The sequence below is a fragment of the Bradyrhizobium sp. USDA 376 genome (assembly GCF_054063675.1).
On sequence record NZ_JBSSGN010000001.1, the window covers coordinates 2,432,383 to 2,451,295 of the forward strand.

General features: G+C 64.8%; 13 protein-coding genes. 6 read left to right on the forward strand and 7 right to left on the reverse strand.

Annotated features, from left to right (window positions below):
• Window positions 1-133: 133 nt before the first annotated feature.
• Together ACVJ19_RS11485 and ACVJ19_RS11490 are read right to left on the reverse strand one after the other, a co-directional pair.
• Entirely contained in the window at window positions 134-2,167 is a 2,034-nt protein-coding gene (locus tag ACVJ19_RS11485) for a methyl-accepting chemotaxis protein (RefSeq protein ID WP_453949046.1), read from the reverse strand.
• Between the two features lie 352 nt (window positions 2,168-2,519).
• Window positions 2,520-4,559 carry a methyl-accepting chemotaxis protein gene (locus ACVJ19_RS11490; protein ID WP_453949045.1) on the reverse strand — a complete coding sequence of 680 codons (2,040 nt, stop codon included), beginning with the start codon at window positions 4,557-4,559 and terminating at the stop codon, window positions 2,520-2,522.
• 226 nt (window positions 4,560-4,785) lie between these two features.
• Between ACVJ19_RS11490 and ACVJ19_RS11495 the strand changes: the two genes are divergently transcribed.
• Together ACVJ19_RS11495 and ACVJ19_RS11500 are read left to right on the forward strand one after the other, a co-directional pair.
• Window positions 4,786-5,952, forward strand: a complete 1,167-nt coding sequence (locus ACVJ19_RS11495; RefSeq protein WP_453949044.1) for an FIST N-terminal domain-containing protein — start codon at window positions 4,786-4,788, stop codon at window positions 5,950-5,952.
• Window positions 5,953-5,957: 5 nt separating this feature from the next.
• The gene (locus ACVJ19_RS11500) at window positions 5,958-7,313 is read left to right on the forward strand and encodes a hybrid sensor histidine kinase/response regulator (protein WP_453955108.1); all 1,356 of its coding nucleotides are present in this window, start codon (window positions 5,958-5,960) and stop codon (window positions 7,311-7,313) included.
• 141 nt (window positions 7,314-7,454) lie between these two features.
• Here ACVJ19_RS11500 and ACVJ19_RS11505 read toward each other — a convergent pair whose 3' ends face one another.
• From ACVJ19_RS11505 to ACVJ19_RS11525, 5 genes are all read right to left on the reverse strand, one after another.
• On the reverse strand, window positions 7,455-8,144 hold the full coding sequence (locus ACVJ19_RS11505) for a response regulator (protein ID WP_453949043.1): 690 nt from the start codon (window positions 8,142-8,144) through the stop codon (window positions 7,455-7,457).
• Window positions 8,145-8,259: 115 nt separating this feature from the next.
• Window positions 8,260-8,949, reverse strand: a complete 690-nt coding sequence (locus tag ACVJ19_RS11510; RefSeq protein WP_453949042.1) for a response regulator — start codon at window positions 8,947-8,949, stop codon at window positions 8,260-8,262.
• A 153-nt stretch (window positions 8,950-9,102) separates the two neighbouring features.
• Window positions 9,103-10,281, reverse strand: coding sequence for a c-type cytochrome (locus ACVJ19_RS11515; RefSeq protein ID WP_453949041.1), 1,179 nt, complete (start codon window positions 10,279-10,281; stop codon window positions 9,103-9,105).
• A 136-nt stretch (window positions 10,282-10,417) separates the two neighbouring features.
• Complete coding sequence (locus tag ACVJ19_RS11520; RefSeq protein ID WP_453949040.1) at window positions 10,418-12,133, reverse strand: PQQ-dependent methanol/ethanol family dehydrogenase; 1,716 nt, start codon at window positions 12,131-12,133, stop codon at window positions 10,418-10,420.
• A 435-nt stretch (window positions 12,134-12,568) separates the two neighbouring features.
• Window positions 12,569-13,018, reverse strand: coding sequence for an SRPBCC family protein (locus tag ACVJ19_RS11525; RefSeq protein WP_453949039.1), 450 nt, complete (start codon window positions 13,016-13,018; stop codon window positions 12,569-12,571).
• A gap of 546 nt (window positions 13,019-13,564) precedes the next feature.
• Between ACVJ19_RS11525 and ACVJ19_RS11530 the strand changes: the two genes are divergently transcribed.
• The 4 genes from ACVJ19_RS11530 (at window position 13,565) to ACVJ19_RS11545 (ending at window position 18,794) form a co-directional block, all read left to right on the forward strand.
• On the forward strand, window positions 13,565-14,050 hold the full coding sequence (locus ACVJ19_RS11530) for a (2Fe-2S)-binding protein (protein WP_453949037.1): 486 nt from the start codon (window positions 13,565-13,567) through the stop codon (window positions 14,048-14,050).
• 85 nt (window positions 14,051-14,135) lie between these two features.
• Window positions 14,136-16,478 carry a xanthine dehydrogenase family protein molybdopterin-binding subunit gene (locus ACVJ19_RS11535; RefSeq protein ID WP_453949036.1) on the forward strand — a complete coding sequence of 781 codons (2,343 nt, stop codon included), beginning with the start codon at window positions 14,136-14,138 and terminating at the stop codon, window positions 16,476-16,478.
• 138 nt (window positions 16,479-16,616) lie between these two features.
• The gene (locus ACVJ19_RS11540) at window positions 16,617-17,417 is read left to right on the forward strand and encodes an FAD binding domain-containing protein (protein ID WP_453949035.1); all 801 of its coding nucleotides are present in this window, start codon (window positions 16,617-16,619) and stop codon (window positions 17,415-17,417) included.
• Between the two features lie 255 nt (window positions 17,418-17,672).
• Window positions 17,673-18,794, forward strand: a complete 1,122-nt coding sequence (locus ACVJ19_RS11545) for a CaiB/BaiF CoA transferase family protein (protein ID WP_453949034.1) — start codon at window positions 17,673-17,675, stop codon at window positions 18,792-18,794.
• Window positions 18,795-18,913: the final 119 nt, after the last annotated feature.

Below are 18,913 nucleotides of genomic sequence, written 5' to 3' on the forward strand. Positions count from 1 at the left end.
CGCGATTGCTTGCCTGCGCAGACTTCGCTCCACGCTCGGACGGCACCTACACGAACCACCAAGACGAAAACGTCGCTATCAAGCAATGCAACTATTTTAGCGCCCATGGGCTTTCGCCAGGACGACGATGCGCTTACGCCGCGCGGATATTCCCCATGAAGCGGTCGAGCTCGGCGCGCAGGCGCGTGCTCTCGGAGGACAGCGACTTGGCCGAGTTCAGCACCTCCTCCGACGCCGAGCCGGTCTCGGCGGCGCCGCGGTTGACCTGGCCGATGTCGGTGGCCGCGGTCTGGGTGCCCTGCGCGACGGTCTGGACGCTGCGGGCGATCTCCTGCGTGGCCGCGCCCTGTTGCTCGACGGCGCTCGCGATCGAGGTCGAGATCGACGAGATCTGGCCGATGGTGGCGCCGATCTCCTTGATCGCGGCGACCGATTCTGCCGTCGCGCCCTGCATGCCTGCGATGTGGGAGGAGATCTCGTCGGTGGCCTTGGCCGTCTGGCTTGCCAGCGACTTCACTTCGCTCGCGACCACCGCAAAGCCGCGGCCGGCATCGCCCGCACGCGCGGCCTCGATGGTAGCGTTGAGCGCCAGCAGATTGGTCTGCTCGGCGATCGCCGTGATCAGCTTGACCACCTCGCCGATCTGCTGGGCGGCATGCGAGAGCTTGCCGATGCGGCTGTCGGTCTCCCTGGCCTGCCCCACGGCGGCTTCGGCAATGCGGCTGGAATCGCGGACCTGACGGCCGATCTCCTCGACCGAGGCCGAGAGCTCTTCCGTTGCGGTCGCGACCGACTGCATGTTGGAGGAAGCCTGCTCGGAGACGCCGGCGACCTGGCTCGACAAGGTCTGCGTGGTCTCGGCGGTGCGGGTCAGCGTCGAGGCCGCCGATTCCAGCTGCACGGCCGAGGCCGAGACATTGGAGACGATGGCGCCGACCGCGCTCTCGAAATCGTCGGCAAAGCGGATCAGCTCGGCGCGTCTGCTGGCGGCCTGCTCCCGGTTCTGGACTTCGCTGGCGGCAGCATCGCGCTCGGCCTTGGCGATAGCCTGAACCTTGAACTCCTCCACCGCGCCCGCCATCTCGCCGATCTCGTCCTTGCGGCCGAGGCCGGGCAGCACGACGTCGAAATTGCCCGAGGCGAGCTCGCGCATCGCCTTGCACATTGCGATCATCGGACGCGAGATGCCGTTGCCGAGCATCAGGGCGAGCGCAGCGCCGACGGCGAGGCCACCCAATGCCAGCATCAGCATCAGCCGCTCCGTCTCGACGATGGTGGCGTTGGCGCTGGTCTCGATGCGCTGCTGATCGGCGGTCAGATCCGAGCGCAGATCGGCCGAAAGCTTGAGAATGGACGCCGCTGTCTTGGTCATGTCGCCGTTCGACTTGACGATGACCTTCACGTTCTCGGTCAGCTTCGAGAAGGAAGTGCGGTACTGCTTCAGGAGGTTGCCGATCTCGGTGACGCGGTCGGTGATCTTCTGGTCGTTGGCGTAGATCGAGACCAGCAGGGTCTCCAGGAACTTGATACGCGCGATCACGCCGTCAGCGGTCTTCGGCTCGGGCTTGGCGACGAAGGCGCTGACCGAGGTGGAGACCGCGAGATATTGCGAGGTGACGTCCTTGGCCGTGGTCTGGACCGAGGCGAGGCCGGCGAGCGCCGCGGTATCGGCGAGGTCGTCGAACTTGAAGCGGATCTTGTTGCCGACGCTGTTGAGCTCGTCGGCCGCGATCTTGTTGTTCTCGCGGGTCAGGCCGATGATCTCACCGAACACCTTGGTGAAGCGCTGGAACTCGGCCTCGAGCTTGCCGACCTGCTCGCGGCGCGTAGCGCCGGTCGTGGCCGCCATCGACTTGGCGATTGCACCCTTCAGATTCTCTTCCGCCGCCTTGGCCGCGGTCTCGTCATCGTTCGCGCCGGTCAGCGTATAGGCCCGCGCCAGCCCCTGATAGGCGATCAGCTCGCGGTCCACGTTCCGCGCAAGGTCCGCTTCGGATACGCTGGTCCGGTAGGAGGCCACGGCAGCCTGGATCCGCTCGAAGCCGTAATAGGCGAAAGCCATGCTGACGGCGAGGATGGCCAGCACCGCCACGAAGCCGAGGATGATTTTTGCACGAAAACGCAAGGTGAGCAGCTTCGATGTGTTCGGCTTCGACTTGACGGGCATTCCCCCACCCCATTCCATTCGCGGAAAACCAGGCGCAGCCCGGAAGCAGCCCGCTCCCCGACTCGTATGCACGGTAGTTGGCAAAGGATAAGCGGCGGTAAATTTATGGCGTCGCAACTGGCGGTTAGGTGTCGCGGGGAATGTTAAGGCGGGCTTTCTCGCGCCGCTACAAATTGAAGGCCGGCGCCAATCCCCGCTCGTCGTCCTGGACAAGCGCGCCTAAAGCGCGCGCTGATCCAGGACCCATTACCACAGGGCGTGGTTTGGCGAAGACTTGGGTTGCCGGTCTTCGCCCAACTGCTCGTTGGGGTAATGGGTCCTGGCTTTCGCCAGGACGACGGCGGAGAGAGCGCTACGCCGCGCGGATATTCCCCATGAAGCGGTCGAGCTCGGCGCGCAGGCGGGTGCTCTCGGAGGACAGCGACTTGGCCGAGTTCAGCACCTCCTCCGACGCAGTGCCGGTCTCGGCGGCGCCGCGGTTGACTTCGCCGATGTCGGTGGCCGCGGTCTGGGTACCCTGCGCCACGGTCTGGACGCTGCGGGCGATCTCCTGCGTGGCCGCGCCCTGCTGCTCGACCGCGCTCGCGATCGAGGTCGAGATCGACGAGATCTGGCCGATGGTGGCGCCGATCTCCTTGATCGCGGCGACCGATTCGGCGGTGGCGCCCTGCATGCCCGCGATGTGCGAGGAGATCTCGTCGGTGGCCTTGGCCGTCTGGCTCGCCAGCGACTTCACTTCGCTCGCGACCACCGCAAAGCCGCGGCCGGCCTCGCCGGCGCGCGCCGCCTCGATGGTGGCGTTGAGCGCCAGCAAATTGGTCTGCTCGGCGATCGCCGTGATCAGCTTGACCACTTCGCCGATCTGCTGGGCGGCATGCGACAGCTTGCCGATGCGGCCGTCCGTCTCCTTGGCCTGGACCACGGCAGCCTCGGCGATGCGGCTGGAATCGCGGACCTGACGGCCGATCTCCTCGACCGAGGCCGAGAGCTCTTCCGTTGCGGTCGCGACCGACTGCATGTTGGAGGAAGCCTGTTCGGAGACGCCGGCAACCTGGCTCGACAAGGTCTGCGTGGTCTCGGCGGTGCGGGTCAGCGTGGACGCCGCCGATTCCAGCTGCACGGCCGAGGACGAGACATTGGAGACGATGGCGCCGACCGCGCTCTCGAAATCGTCGGCAAAGCGGATCAGCTCGGCGCGTCTGCTGGCGGCCTGCTCCCGGTTCTGGACCTCGCTGGCGGCAGCATCGCGCTCGGCCTTGGCGATGGCCTGAACCTTGAACTCCTCCACCGCGCCCGCCATCTCGCCGATCTCGTCCTTGCGGCCGAGGCCGGGCAGCACGACGTCGAAATTGCCCGAGGCAAGCTCGCGCATCGCCTTGCACATCGCGATCATCGGCCGCGAGATTCCGGTGCCGAGCAGGACGGCGAGGATCGCACCTAACAGCGTGCCACCGACCGCCAGCATCAGCACCAGCTGCTCGGTCTGCCCGATGGTCGCTTCCGACTCCGAATCCAGCCGCTGCTGCTCGGCAACGAGGTCCGCCTTCATGGCGGTCGCACCTTGCAGGATCGCACCGGCCGAGCCGCTCATCTCGGTGACGAGATCGTCGACCATCTTGGCGTTGGCGATCAGCTTCTCCAGCGATTCGCGATAGGCCCCGAGCAGGCCCTTGGCGTCCTTCAGGCCGGCGACGATCTTGTCGTCCATGGAATAGACCGCGCCGAGCGAGTTCTCGACGAATTTCAACCGCGCCAGCGCGCTGGTGGCGATCGCCTGGTCGGACGTCAGCACGAAGTTGGTGGCCGCCGCACTCGCGGTCTGGAACTGGGCGTTGACCTGCTTGGTGCCGAACTCGATCGCCTGCGCCTCGGAATCGGAGGCGTTGTTGCCGATATCGTCGAGCTTGTACTTCAGCAGGTTGGCGTTACGGGTCAGCTGGTTCTGCACCAGCAGCGCACTGTCGCGCTTGGCCTGGAGCACCTTTGCGAAGGTCGCGGAGAAATTGGAGAACTCCTTGGCGAGCTTGCCGAGGCTCTCCTGCCGCGCCGGCTTTTTGGCGCTCTTGAGGGCCTGGTCGATGGCGCTCTTCAGGCTGGCTTCAGTGTCGAGCGCCGCCTTGGCATCGTCTTCCTTACCGGTGACGACGAAATATTTGACCGCCGAACGGTAGGCGAGCAACTCGCGGTCTATGTTGCGGGCGAGGTCGGCCTCGGACACGCTGGTGCGGTAGGATCCGACACCGGACGACACCCGCTCGAAGCCGAAATAGGCAAAAGCCATGCTGCCGGCCGAGATCACCAGCACTGCGGCAAAGCCGAGAATGATTTTTGCGCGGAACCTGAGGGTCGGAATTAGTGCACGCTTCGACGGCGACGCGATACGCCCGGACATTCCCAACCCCCAGCTTATGTTCTTGCAACGACTAGCGGCCCGGAAGCAGCCCTCTCCGAACCGTGCGGAAAATTAAGGCAGAATCGTCAAGGGGTGGTAAATCCGTCCGGCCTGCATCCTTGCGAGGACGGGCGCCGTGTTGCGGCTCACCGGAAAACGCCCTACTCTCGAATACTTATCAGGCACTTGGCATTAGACCGAGCTGGTCCTCGAGGGGAGAAACGGAGTGGGGCAAACCGATTTTCGGTTTGGCGGTGCGTCTGGCGTTGCCGTGGCCAAGTCGAAGGCTGCGAGCGTCGACGAAGCCGTGGCCGAACTGGCGGCCCAGCTCCCCTCCGACGAGCTTGCGCTGATCCTGGTGTTCCTCTCCCCCAGCTACGATCCCCATCACTTCATCGCCGAGATCACCCGGCAATTCGACGAGACCCAGGTCTGCGGTTGCACCACCGCGGGCGAGCTTGCCCCTGATGGCTGGGACGAGAACAGCGTCGTCGCGCTGGCGTTCAGCCGTAGCGACTTCTCCGCAGCGGTGCGGCCCATTTTCAACCTCGACAGTTTCCGCGTCGAGGACGGCCGCAGGATCGGCGGCGAGCTCCGGCACGAGCTGTTGCGGGCCACTCCGCAGGTCGACCGCGGCAGTCCCTTCGGCCTGGTCCTGATCGACGGCCTGTGCCGCCGCGAAGAAGCGGTGATGTCCGCGATCTATGCATCGCTGGACGACATTCCGGTCGTCGGCGGGTCCGCGGGCGACGGGATGCGCTTCGAGAAGACCTTTGTGTTCGTCGACGGCAAGGCGCACACCAATGCCGCCCTGCTGATCCTGTTGAACACATCGTTGCCGTTCCGCGTCTTCAAGTGCGACAATTTCGAGCCGCGGGCGCAGAAGATGGTCGTGACCGAGGCCGACATCGAAAATCGAATGGTCAGGGAGCTGAACGCAGAGCCTGCCGCACTGGAATATTCGCGTGTGGTCGGCATCATGGATGCCAAGCTCGATCCGTTCTCCTTTGCCTCGCATCCGGTCCTGGTGCGCGTCGGCGGCTCCTATTACGCGCGGTCGATCCAGCGCGTCGAACCGGACGGCTCGCTGCATTTCTTCTGCGCCATCGACGAGGGCATGGTGCTGACGGCGGCGACGTCGCGAAGCCTGGTCGGCGCGACCCGCGAGACGTTTGCCGACATCCGCGACCAGATCGGAGAGGTCTCGCTCTATATCGGTTTCGAGTGCCTGCTCCGCCGGCTCGACGCCGAGCAGCATCAGCTCACCCGCGACATGTCCGAATTGTACCGGCAGAACCGGGTCGTCGGCTTTCACACCTATGGCGAGCAGTTCGGCTCCATGCATGTGAACCAGACCTTCACGGGCGTCGCGATCGGAAGGCGTCCGTCGTGACGGACATGTGGCAGGGCCCCGATGCGGTCGACCAGCTGCGGCGCGAGGCCGCCAAGCTGAGGAAGATCAATGCCGCGCTGATGTCGCGCGTCGAGCGCTCGATGGACCAGCAGCTCAACGCCTTCTCGCTGTTCGAGACCGCCATTGCGCTCGACCACAAGGTTCGCGACCGGACGCACCAGTTGCGCGAAGCGCTGCATTCGGTCGAGCGCGCCAATGAGGGTCTCTACCGCGCCAAGCAGCAGGCGGAGGCCGCAAGCTCGCTGAAATCCTCGGTGCTGATCTCGGTCACCCACGACCTGTTGCAGCCGCTCAACGCGGCGCGCCTGACCCTGTCCGCGCTGACCGAGATGATGGAGTCGCAGGAGGCAGGCCTGCTGATCGATCAGGCCAACCGCTCGCTGGTGATGCTGGAGGATCTGCTGCGGTCGCTGCTGGAGATCGCCAAGCTCGACGCCGGCGCGCTCAAGCCCGACGTGCGCGCGTTTGCGCTGGCGCCCTTGTTCGAGCAGCTCCGCAACGAGTTCGAGCCGGTCGCCGCGCGGCAAGGCCTGTCCTTGCGCATCCGCACCTCGAAGCTGGCGGTGATGTCGGATGCGATGATGCTGCGACGGATCCTGCAGAACCTGCTTGCCAACGCCATTCGCTATACCCGCAGCGGCGGCGTCGTCATGGGATGCCGGCCGCGGGGCGGCCAGATCTGCGTCCAGGTCTCCGACACCGGACCTGGAATTGCACAGGCGCAGCAGGAGGCGATCTTCCGCGAATTCCAGCGCGGCGAGGCGATTGCGACCGACCAGGCCGGCTTCGGGCTCGGCCTCTCCATCGTACGCCGTTTCGCGACCGTGCTCGGGCACGAGGTGCGGCTGTCGTCGCAGCTCGGCAGGGGATCGACCTTCACCCTGGAGCTCGAGCCGGCCGACCTCACTGAAGTCGGCGACGAGGTGCAAGAGGTCAAGCTCGCCGAGCGGCACTACAATTATAGCGGGCTCGAAGGCGCCAAGATCCTGCTGATCGAGAACGATCCGAACGGCTCGGAGGCGATGGCCGCGCTGCTGGAGGGATGGGGCTGCGACGTCGCGACCACGCGATCGGGCGCGGACGCGCTCGTGCGCCTCAGCGAGCTCGGCGGCGCGCCCGATGCCGTGATTGCCGACCTCCATCTCGATCACGGCGAGAGTGGCCTGTCGGCCATCGCCGCCGTCCGCGAGCACCTGCAGCTCGACACCCCCGCCATGATCATCACCGCCGACTATTCCGAAAAGGCAGCGAAGGAGGCGAGCCTCTTTGGCCTCGAAGTGCTGAAGAAGCCGATCAAGCCCGCCGAGATGCGGGCGCTGCTGTCGTTCCTGCTGAGCTAGCATGGGGCCCCAATAAAAAGGTCGAAAACAACCCCATGCACAGTACCGGTAGTATCTTACTTGCGACCAAGCTGATGATTTGAATTCAAGATCATCGATCGCGCGTGCTCGGTCTGCGAGGCAAGGCAGGAGACAAACGCGTCACTGTTGATCCGGCTGTGGCCGCTCACGCCTGGTGCCTTCGGCTGCCAGCGTCGCGAAATCGATCCGGGACATTTCGACGATCGCCTTGGTGCGGCTCAGCACGTTGAGCTTGCGCAGAATGTCGGAGACGTGGACCTTCACGGTGGTCTCGGAAATCTTCAGCTCATAGGCGATCTGCTTGTTCTGCAGGCCGCGCTTGAGCATTTCGAGCACGCGCAATTGCTGCGGCGTCAGCTCGTGCAGGCGCTTCAACAGATCCTGCGCGGGGCCGCAGGCGCGCTGCGGGCGAACGAGCGCGCGATAGGCGGCGGGGACACAGACCGCGCCGCGCAGCACCTCGCCGATCGACTGCGCCAGCTCCTGCTTGGACGACGATTTGAGGATGTAGCCGGAGACGCCGAGCGACAGGGCGCCGGACATGATCTGCGGATCCTGATGCCCGGACACGATGACGACGGGAATCCTGGGAAATGCCTTGCGGATGCGGATGATGCCCGAAAGGCCTGTGGTGCCCGGCATCGACAGATCGAGCAGGATGAGGTCGAGCTCCGTGGTCGCGGCGACCTGCTCGAGCGCACCGTCGATCGACGTCGCCTGAAGGATCTCGGCCGCGGGCGCCACCATCTGGAGCGCGCCCTCGAGGGCCTCGCGAAACAGCGGATGGTCTTCGACAATCAGAAATCGCATCACGTGTGAGCCATTCCCTGATGATTGCCCAAATTATTGCCGGGTTCGAAGTCGAAACGAGAATGTCCCAACCGGGTCAGACCGGGTTGATCCAGGTCAAGCACGATATCGCGCGTCATTGCGGCCGCCCGCGGTCGGCCCGCGCATAGGGCCGGGCCTTGGGATCGGGCAAGTCCATCTTGCCGATCTCGATGATCGCCTTGTTGCGGCTGAACAGGCCGAGCTTGCGCAGGATCTCGGTGATGTGCGCCTTCACCGTGGATTCGGCGAGCTGAAGCTCCTGGGCGATCTGCCGGTTCGGATAGCCGCGCCGCAGCAGATCGAGCACGCGAAGCTGCTGCGGCGTGAGCTCGCGCAGCTTGACCTCGAGCGCCTTGCTGGCCTCGGCCCGCCGCCGCGGCGTCGCCACGAAATCCTTCGGCACCGACACCGATCCCTTCAGCACGCCCTCGATCGATTGCGCCAGCTCGCGCTTCGACATCGACTTCGGCAGATAACCGGCGGCCCCCAGCTCCAGCGCCTCGCGGACGACGCGCTGGTCCTCGTCGCTCGACACGATGGCGACAGGCAGGCGCGGATGGGCCTCACGCAAACGCAGAAAGCCGGAGAAGCCGGTCGCGTCCGGCAGCAAGAGGTCGAGCAGCGCGAGGTCGATGCCCTCGGCCTGCTCGGCCGTCAGGATATGAAGGGCATCCTCGATCGACATCGCCTCGAAGATCCGCGCCTCCGGCAAGGCCAGACGCACCGCATTGCCGAGCGCCTCGCGAAACAGCGGATGATCATCGATGATCAGGAAGCTGGTCATGGCGCCTTCACAGGACTGCACCGCCGAATGCTGCACCGTACAGGCATCTACCGCCGTAGCGGAAGAGGCAGAACCACGCGGCGCCCGTCCGGCGCCGGGATGGTGCCGGATGGACGCTAGCACATCCTCCCGATCGGGTTCGGTCAAGATCGTTCAGTCGTTCGATTCGGACTGGACCGTCAGCAGGAAGGAATAGATGCTGTCGAACTGGTCGTCGGTGTAGACCTCCTTCCAGGCCGGCATCCCCTTGGTCGGCCGTCCCTCGTGCACGGTCGTCCAGTACTTCTCGCGCATCTCGTCGCCGTAGCGGTGACGCAGCAGCCGCAGATCGATCTTTCGCTCGCTCTGGATCGCGTCGGGACCGTGGCAATGCGCACAGGTTCCGTTGAAGATCTCCTTGCCGGCGCCAACGGCTTCAGCGCCTGGCGCGGCCGCGTCGCCCTTGGTCTCGGTCGCCACCACATTGGCGATCTGCGCCACGCTGGCTCCGGTTCCCGTCCCCGTCGTGGCGGCCGCCGGCACCGCACCGAAGCGAACCGGCTCGCCGGTCGGCAGACCGTATTTCACCGCGAGTTCGCCGATCGTGCTCCGAAGCTGCGGCAACACGGCATCGACGCGATCACGCAGCTCGGTCGAGGTCTTCGCAAAGCCGATGGCCGCATCCCATGACAGGCCTTCGCCTTCGGTGAGCTCGATCTGATAGCGACCGTTATAGGTGGTCTTGTTCAGCCAGCCGGCGACCGGCCCCCAGATGAAGGCGACGTCGGCCCTGCCCTGGTCGAGCGCCTGCATGCCTTCCTCGGGCGACAGCACCGTCACCTTCTGGATGTCGTCGCGGCTCGCGAGCAGGTTTTGCGGCGTGCTGGCGAACTGCACGGCAACCCGCTTGCCCCTGAGGCCGTCGATGCCGCCGAGCATCTGGCCCTTGGCGGCCACGAGAGCATAGCCCTCCTTGGCGAAGGTGTTGGAGAAGATCACGGCCGGTCCCATGAAATCCTCGGACCGCGGCAGCCCGATCATGGCGTCGCATTGCTTGCCGAGCAGCGTGACGCGCACGGTACGCTTGCCGAAATAGGATTTGTACCAGTCATAGGCGATCGGCCGGCCGAGCGCCTGCGCCAGGGCCTGCCCGATCTCGACATAGAAGCCCGGCCGGGACGGACTATCGCTCGAGAATGGAAGGTTGGTCGGATCGGCGCAGAGACGGAACGGCTGGGCCTCGTCGGCGTGCAGCGGCGAGGCCGGAATGATCAGCGCCGCGGCGGCACATGCGAGCAGGCCAGCGATGGCGCGATGTCGGCTCGCACCGATGGCAGAATGATTGGCACGCATCCTCGTCTCCCGTAGCGTTGTTGGGCCGGAGCTTGTTGAGCCAGGCGCGGCGACATCAGGCATCGGCCGATGCCGCAGCTAAAGTCTGGAAAAAGCGCGCGCGTATCCGTCACCGCGAGGATACGCGCGCGAGTGGTCACTGGACGGAGAACACGAAGAGCGAACCGCCCTCGGGAGCTGCGGCCGTCATCTTCTTTCCTACCTCGCCCAGGAACGCAGGCAGCGCAGCCGTGCGGCCGACGACGATGGCGACATATTGCTTGCCGTCGACCTGGTAGGTCACGGGGCCTGCGCCGATGCCGGAGCCGAGATTCTTGCTCCACAGCACCTTGCCGGACTTCGCATCGATGGCGCGGAAGTCGCCATGGATGTTGCCGGCAAACACGAGGCCACCGCCGGTGGTCAGCGTGCCGCCGTTGAACGGCAGGTCTTCCTTGATCGACCAGACCTTCTTCTGCGCGACCGGATCCCAGGCAACGAGCTCGCCGAGGAAGCCGCCGGGCCCTTCCTTGGTCGGGAATTCGGCGCCGAGATAGAACACACCGCGCTTGTAGGCGACATCACTGACCGACCAGTCCATGCAGACATTGTTGGACGGGATGTAGACGAGGCCGGTCTGCGGATTGAACGACATCGGCTGCCAGTTCTTGCCGCCGATCAGGTTCGGGCAGATGTCCTTGGCGGGATGATTCGGCCCGGGGCGCTTGTCGGGATCCTCGACCGCGCGCATCGTGGCGACGTCCCACTTCTTGGCCCAGTTGGAGAACACATATTTCTCCGCCGACAACACCTTGCCGGTCTCGCGGTTGGCGACGAAGAAGTAGCCGTTGCGATCCGCCTTCATCAGTGCCGGAACGGTGCTGCCGCCGATCTTCAGATCCGCGAGCACGGCTTCGTTGACGCCGTCATAGTCCCAGGCATCGGCCGGCGTGGTCTGGATGTGCCACTTGATCTTGCCGGTGTTGGGATCGAACGCCACCGTCGAAGCGGTGTAGAGGTTGGTCAGCTTGCCGAAATTGCCGTCGCCGGTCGAGCGCACCGCGGTGTTCCACGGGCCGGGATTGCTGGTGCCCCAATAGACCGTGTCGCTCTTCGGATCGTAGGAGCCGACCAGCCAGGCCGCGCCGCCGCCGTGCTGGGCGGAATCGCCTTTCCAGGAGTCGCCACCGGGCTCATCCGGCGAAGGAACGGTGAAGGTCTGCCACACCTGCTTGCCGGTGTTGATGTCGAAGGCCTGCAGCGAGCCGCGCACGCCGTATTCGCCGCCGCCGAAACCGGTGATGACCTTGTCGCGCACGACGAGCGGCGGCGAGGTGATGACCGAGCCCTGCTTGTAGTCGACCACCTTCGTCGTCCACAGCGCCTTGCCGGTCGCGGCATCCAGCGCCGTCAGCTTGCCGTCGAGGCGGCCGACGAAGATCTTGCCGTCGGCATAGGTGACGCCGCGATTATTCACGTCGCAGCAGGCGTATTGCAGCACGTCCTCGGGAATGTCGGGCTCCCAGGTCCATTTGCGCGCGCCGGTGGCCGCATCGAGCGCATAGACGTATTTCGGGCCCCAGGAGCTCGAAACGTAGAGCGTGTTGCCGATGACGATCGGCGAGGATTCGTTCGAGCGCAGCGACGCCAGAGAGAAGGAGTAAGCAAGCGTCAGCTTGCCGGCGTTCTCGGTGTTGATCTGCTTGAGCGGGCTGAAGCGCGTGTTGCCGTAGTCGTGGCCGGCGACGGCCCACTGGTTCGAATCGGATTGCGCCTTGAGCACCGTCTCGTTGGCCCGAGTGCCGGATGTAGCGGCGGCGAGCATCGCAATCATGGAGATGCCGGCCAAGAAGCCCTTCGTTCCAAAGGTCATGTATTCCCTCCGCGATGTTGTTGTGAACGCCTCGTTGGGCGCCTGAGCGCGCTGCGCTCGTGATGCGCAGTTCGCCTGCGAGCCATCGTTCGAAATTACAGCATCGCCTTTGCGCGCTTAGTATAGGCGGAAGGTAGTAGTGCAGATCATCGGCGGCTTTCGCCGCTCATCTCGTTGTCCTGGCTTGCGTCTTGCCCGTATTTTTCAGCTCGAAACGCGCTATCGGATTACGGCAAGACCCAAGACTCAACCGTCGTCCCGGACAAGCGGAGCGAAGCGACGTGCAGATCCGGGCCCCATAGCCACAGGAAGCCGTGGCGACGAAGATTCGCGGTTACGGCGTCGCGCCAAACTTCTTCTTGTGGTTATGGATCCCGGATCTGCGCTTACGCTTGTCCGGGACGACGACTGAGGTGAGACGGTACCGCGCATCGGTCACGATGATGGCGCTACCACCGCCGCAAAACTTTCGAAGAAGTTCGCGGCAAGTTTTCGCGACGTCGAGTCGATCAGGCGCGAGCCGAGCTGTGCGAGCTTGCCGCCGATCTGCGCGTCGGCCTCGTAGTGCAGGATGGTGACGTCAGGCGATTCCTCTTCCAGCCTGACCTTCGCGCCGCCCTTGGCAAAGCCGGCGACGCCGCCGGCGCCTTCGCCGACGATGCGGTAGCCGTTCGGCGCATCGATGTCGGTCAGCGTCACCTTGCCGCTGAACGTCGCCTTCACCGGACCGACCTTCAGCACGACGGTCGCCGTCATCTCCGTCGGCGATGCCATCTCGAGCGATTGGCAGCCGGGAATGCAGTGCCTGAGAATATCGGGATCGTTGAGCGCGGCCCGCACCGTGGCCTTTGACGCCGGGATCCGCTGACTGTCGTTCATCTGCATCGCTTCCACCCCTTTTGGCCGTTGCTTGTACGGTTCGACTAGGGGGGCGCCCGGCTGCGATCAATCGCCAGGAAGTACTAGGAGGTCGTGGTAGAGGCGGCTTGCCGGCGGGCCTGGTGCGGGCGCAGCTTCGCTGCATCGCCATAAGCAAAATCAATGGCTTAGCCCACCTCGGCCTACTACCAAGATCGCGATTACAAGGGCGTGAGCGCGTGCTCCTATTCGCGACAAGGAACAAGGCATCAAAGGGAGAAACGACGCGCGAGGAGCGCGACGTCCAAGGCCAGCAGCGCTCAAGGCCAGCGCTTCGCGGGATAGCGGTTGAGCGCAGGCCGCAGCTGACGACGTGGACACCGTTTTCGCTGGGCTCATTGCAAGGTCGCGCCATGCGCTGGTGGCGGCACGAGATGTCGCGACCGAATCGTACATATGCGGCGGCCGCCACGATGACCCTTCCATGACCGCGGTCAGCAAAAACCCAGTTGCAAAGTTTCGTTCGCGCTGTCTCTAATTAGAATAACTACAAACATTCGGGAGGACTACACCGTGTCTACAGTCAAACTGACGGTCAACGGCAAGGCCGTTGCTGTCGATGTCGAGGACCGCACGCTGCTGGTCCATCTGCTGCGCGATCACCTCAACCTGACGGGGACCCATGTCGGCTGCGACACCAGCCAGTGCGGGGCCTGCGTCGTGCACATGGACGGCCGCGCGGTGAAATCCTGCACCATGCTGGCGGGCCAGGCCGACGGCGCCAACGTCACCACCATCGAGGGCATCGCCAAGGGCGACGAGCTGCACCCGATGCAGGCCGCTTTCCGCGACAATCACGGCCTGCAGTGCGGCTATTGCACGCCGGGCATGATCATGTCGGCCATCGATATCGTGCACCGTCACAGTGGCGATCTCGACGAAGCCACCGTCCGCCAGGAGCTCGAAGGCAACATCTGCCGCTGCACCGGCTACCACAACATCGTCAAGGCCGTGCTGGATGCAGCCGGACGCATGAAGGTCTCGCAGGCGGCCGAGTAAAGCGGCACGCCTCGAACGAAAAACCACCGCTGCTGCTTTCGAGGGAAAGCGCAGCCATAAAATTTCCGGTCGGGAGGACCAGACAATGGGTGTTGAAGGCATCGGCGCGCGCGTCGTGCGCAAGGAAGACAAGCGTTTCATTACCGGCAAGGGCCGGTATGTGGACGACATCAAATTGGTGGGCATGACCCATGCCCATTTCATCCGCAGCCCGCATGCACATGCCAAGGTGAGGGGGATCGACTCCTCCGCTGCGCTGAAGATGCCGGGCGTGGTCGCGGTGCTCACGGGGCAGCAGCTCGTCGACGACAAGGTCGGCAACCTGATCTGCGGCTGGGCCATCACCTCCAAGGACGGCAGCCCGATGAAGATGGGCGCGTGGCCGGCGATGGCGCCGGAGACAGTGCGCTTCGTCGGTCAGGCCGTCGCCGTCGTGATCGCCGACAGCAAGAACCTGGCGCGTGACGCGGCCGAGGCCGTGGTCGTGGATTATGAAGAGCTTCCGGCCGTCGCCGACATGCAAGCCGCCATCAAGGCCGGCGCGCCGCAGCTTCACCCCGAAGCGCCCGGCAACCAGGTCTATGACTGGGTGATCGGCGACGAGGGCGCGACGGACGCCGCCTTCGCCAAGGCCGCCAATGTGGTCAAGCTCGACGTCACCAACAACCGCCTCGCGCCGAACGCGATGGAGCCGCGCGCGGCGATCGCGGACTACGATGCGGCGGAAGAGCATTTCACGCTCTACACCACGTCGCAGAACCCGCACGTCGCCCGCCTCGTGCTGTCCGCGTTCTACAACATCGCCCCCGAGCACAAGCTGCGCGTGATCGCACCCGACGTCGGCGGCGGCTTCGGCTCGAAGATCTTCATCTATCCCGAGGAGATGGTGGCGCTGTGGGCCTCCAAGAAGGTCGGCCGTCCCGTGAAATGGACCGGCGACCGCACCGAGGCCTTCCTCACCGACGCGCACGGCCGCGACCATGTCACCCATGCCGAGATGGCGTTCGACGCGAGCAACAAGATCACCGGCCTGAAGGTCAAGACCTACGCCAATTTCGGCGCCTACATGTCGCTGTTCTCGTCGTCGGTGCCGACCTATCTCTACGCGACGCTGTTGTCGGGCCAGTACAACATCCCGGCGATCCATGCCGAGGTGATCGGCGTCTACACCAACACCACGCCGGTCGACGCCTATCGCGGCGCGGGCCGGCCCGAGGCGAGCTATCTGATCGAGCGCCTGATGGAGACGGCGGCGCGGCAGCTGAATGTCGATCCGGCCCAGCTGCGCCGGACCAACTTCATCACCCAGTTCCCGCACCAGACGCCTGTCATCATGGCCTACGACACCGGCGACTTTAATGCCTCGCTCGATGCCGCGATGAAGGCGATCGACTATGCCGGCTTCGCCGCACGCAAGGCCCAGGCAAAGTCACAAGGCAAGCTGCGCGGCATCGGCGTGTCCTGCTACATCGAGGCCTGCGGCATCGCGCCGTCGAAGGCGGTCGGCAGCCTGGGCGCTGGCGTCGGCCTGTGGGAGTCCGCAGAAGTGCGGGTCAACCCCGTCGGCACCATCGAGATCCTCACCGGTTCGCACAGCCACGGCCAGGGCCACGAGACGACGTTCTGCCAGCTCGTCGCCGATCGCCTGGGTGTTCCGATCAGCCAGGTCTCGATCGTCCATGGCGACACCGACAAGGTGCAGTTCGGCATGGGCACCTACGGCTCGCGCTCTGCGGCCGTCGGCCTCACGGCGATCCTGAAGGCCATGGAGAAGATGGAATCCAAGGCCAGGAAGATCGCCGCGCACGCGCTGGAGGCGTCGGAAGCCGACATCGTGATCGAGAACGGCGAGTTCAAGGTGACCGGCACCGACAAGGCCATTGCCTTCCCGATGGTCGCACTCGCAGCCTATACCGCGCACAATCTGCCTGACGGGATGGAGCCGGGACTGAAGGAAAGCGCCTTCTACGATCCGACCAACTTCACCTTCCCGGCCGGCACCTATATCTGCGAGCTCGAGGTCGATCCCGGCACCGGCAAGACCTCCTTCGTCGACTTCGTCGCGGCTGACGATTTCGGCCGGCTGATCAACCCGATGATCGTCGAGGGTCAGGTCCATGGCGGCCTGGTTCAAGGCATCGGACAGGCGCTCCTCGAGCACGCCATCTACGATGCCAATGGCCAACCGGTCACGGCCTCATTCATGGACTACGCCATGCCGCGCGCCGACGATGTGCCCTCGTTCAACCTCTCCCACACCACGACGCTGTGCCCGGGCAATCCGCTGGGCATCAAGGGTTGCGGTGAGGCCGGCGCGATCGGGGCGTCAGCGGCCGTGATCAACGCGATCACGGATGCGATCGGCAAGAACAACCTGGAAATGCCCGCAACCCCGGACCGGGTGTGGCGCACGATCAACGCGGCTTAACCGCCTCATCATCGTCATTCCGGGCGACGCATAGCGTCGAACCCGGAATCTGGAGCCACGAATTCAACCTCGAGATTCCGGGTCTGCGCCTGTGGCGCATCCCGGAATGACAGAGAAAAGATTTCAGGAGCAACCAAGATGTACCAGACCACCTATCATCGCGCCTCCTCGGTCGACGAGGCTGCCAGCCTGTTCGGCAAGAGCAGCGAGGCGAAATTCCTAGCCGGCGGCCAGACATTGCTGCCGGTGATGAAGCAGCGCCTCGCAGGTCCCTCCGATGTCATCGACCTTGGCAAGATCAAGGACATGATCGGCGTCGAGGCGTCCGGCGACACGCTGACCATCAAGGCCGCCACGCCGCATTACGATGTGGCGACCAGCGATGCCGCGAAGAAGGCGATTCCCGCGCTCGCCTATCTGGCTTCGCTGATCGGCGATCCCGCGGTGCGCTATCGCGGCACGATCGGCGGCTCGATCGCCAACAACGATCCCGCCGCCGACTATCCGGCCGCGCTGCTCGCGCTCGACGCCACCGTGAAGACCAACAAGCGGTCGATCGCGGCCGGCGATTTCTTCAAGGGCCTGTTCACCACGGCGCTCGAAGACGGCGAGATCATCACTGCCGTATCGTTCCCGGTTCCGGCCAAGGCAGGCTACGCCAAGATGCGGCACCCCGCCTCGCGCTTCGCGCTCACCGCGGTGTTCGTTGCGCAGACGAAATCCGGCGAGATCCGCGTCGCCGCAACCGGGGCGTCGCAGAGCGGCGTGATGCGGGTTGGCGTCATCGAAGCTGCGCTGAAGGCGAACTGGTCGCCGTCGGCGCTCGACAATGTCAGCATTCCCGCGAGCGGATTGCTGGCCGACATCCACGGCACGGCGGAATATCGTGCCAACCTCGTCAAGGTGATGGCGCAGCGCGCGGTCGCTGCAGCGGGCTGAGCATGATCCGGAAAAGTGTGAAGCGGTTTTCCGGCAACATCATGCTCGAATAGAGCGCTCCAGCGTCTCGACACAAATTTTCCGCGGCGCGCACTTCGGTGCGCGCCGTTTTATTTTGCCCATGCGGCATGAAAACCGCTTGCCTCGCTGGCGGGAAGGCGGGAAAAGTTAATCAGCCAATTAACTCGCCCCCAAGAGCAACGTGAGGCGTTTGCCGGACATCGGCACTTGCCCGCGACCCGAGGAAACAACAACGTGCTCGATAAACCCGCCCAAGAAAAATCAGAAGGCTCGTCCGTCCGCAGCTCCGGCCCGCTCGCCGGTTTCCGAATCGTCGAATTCGCCGGCATCGGGCCCGGCCCGTTCGCCTGCATGATGCTGGCCGACATGGGCGCCGACGTCGTCACGCTCGACCGGGTCGGCGCGAAGAAGAGCATGAAGTCGGTGGCGGGCCGCGGCCGCAAGGTCATCGAGCTCGATCTCAAGGACAAGGCAGCGATCGCAGAGGTGCTCGACCTGCTCGCCAGCGCCGACGCGCTGGTTGAGGGTTTTCGTCCCGGCGTGATGGAGCGGCTCGGGCTCGGGCCGGACGTCGTGCTCGCGCGCAATCCAAAACTCGTCTACGGCCGCATGACCGGCTGGGGCCAGGAAGGCCCGCTTGCGAACGCCGCCGGCCACGACATCAACTACATCTCCATCACCGGCGCGCTGGCCGCGATCGGCACGAAGGAAGCGCCGGTGCCGCCGCTCAACCTGGTCGGCGATTTCGGCGGCGGCGCGCTCTATCTCGTTGTCGGCGTGCTCGCCGCATTGCTGGAAGCGCAGAAGTCCGGCAAGGGCCAGGTGGTCGACGCCGCGATGTGCGACGGCGCGGCCTCGCTGATGTCGTTCTTCTTCGACATGACAACGATCGGCCGCTGGACCGAGGGCCGCAACCAGAACTTCCTCGACGGCGGCGCGCATTTCTACGGCGTCTATGAATGCGCCTGCGGCCATTTCGTCTCGATCGGCTCGATCGAGCCGCAATTCTACGCGCTGCTGCGCGAGCATGCGGGCCTCTCCGATGCCGATTTCGACGCGCAGATGGACCGCAAGGCCTGGCCGGCGCTGAAGGAGAAGCTGACGGCGGTGTTCAAGAGCAAGACGCGCGAGGACTGGTGCAGGATCATGGAAGGCACCGACATCTGCTTCGCGCCGGTGCTGACCATGTCGGAAGCAACGGAGCATCCGCACATGGTCGCCCGCAACGTCTTCGTCGAGCGCCACGGCGTGAAGCAGCCGGCACCGGCGCCGAGATTCTCGCGGACGCCGTCCGCCGTGCGCGAGCCGGAGGCGGCGGAGATCGCGGCGGTGACGAAGGCGTGGGCGGGGCGGTAGGCGCGGCAACACCTACGTCGCCGCGCCACACTCAGTCGTCGTCCTGGCGAAAGCCAGGACCCATAACCACCGAACGTGGTTTGACGAAGACTCGGAGTTACCAGTTCGCGCCACGACTC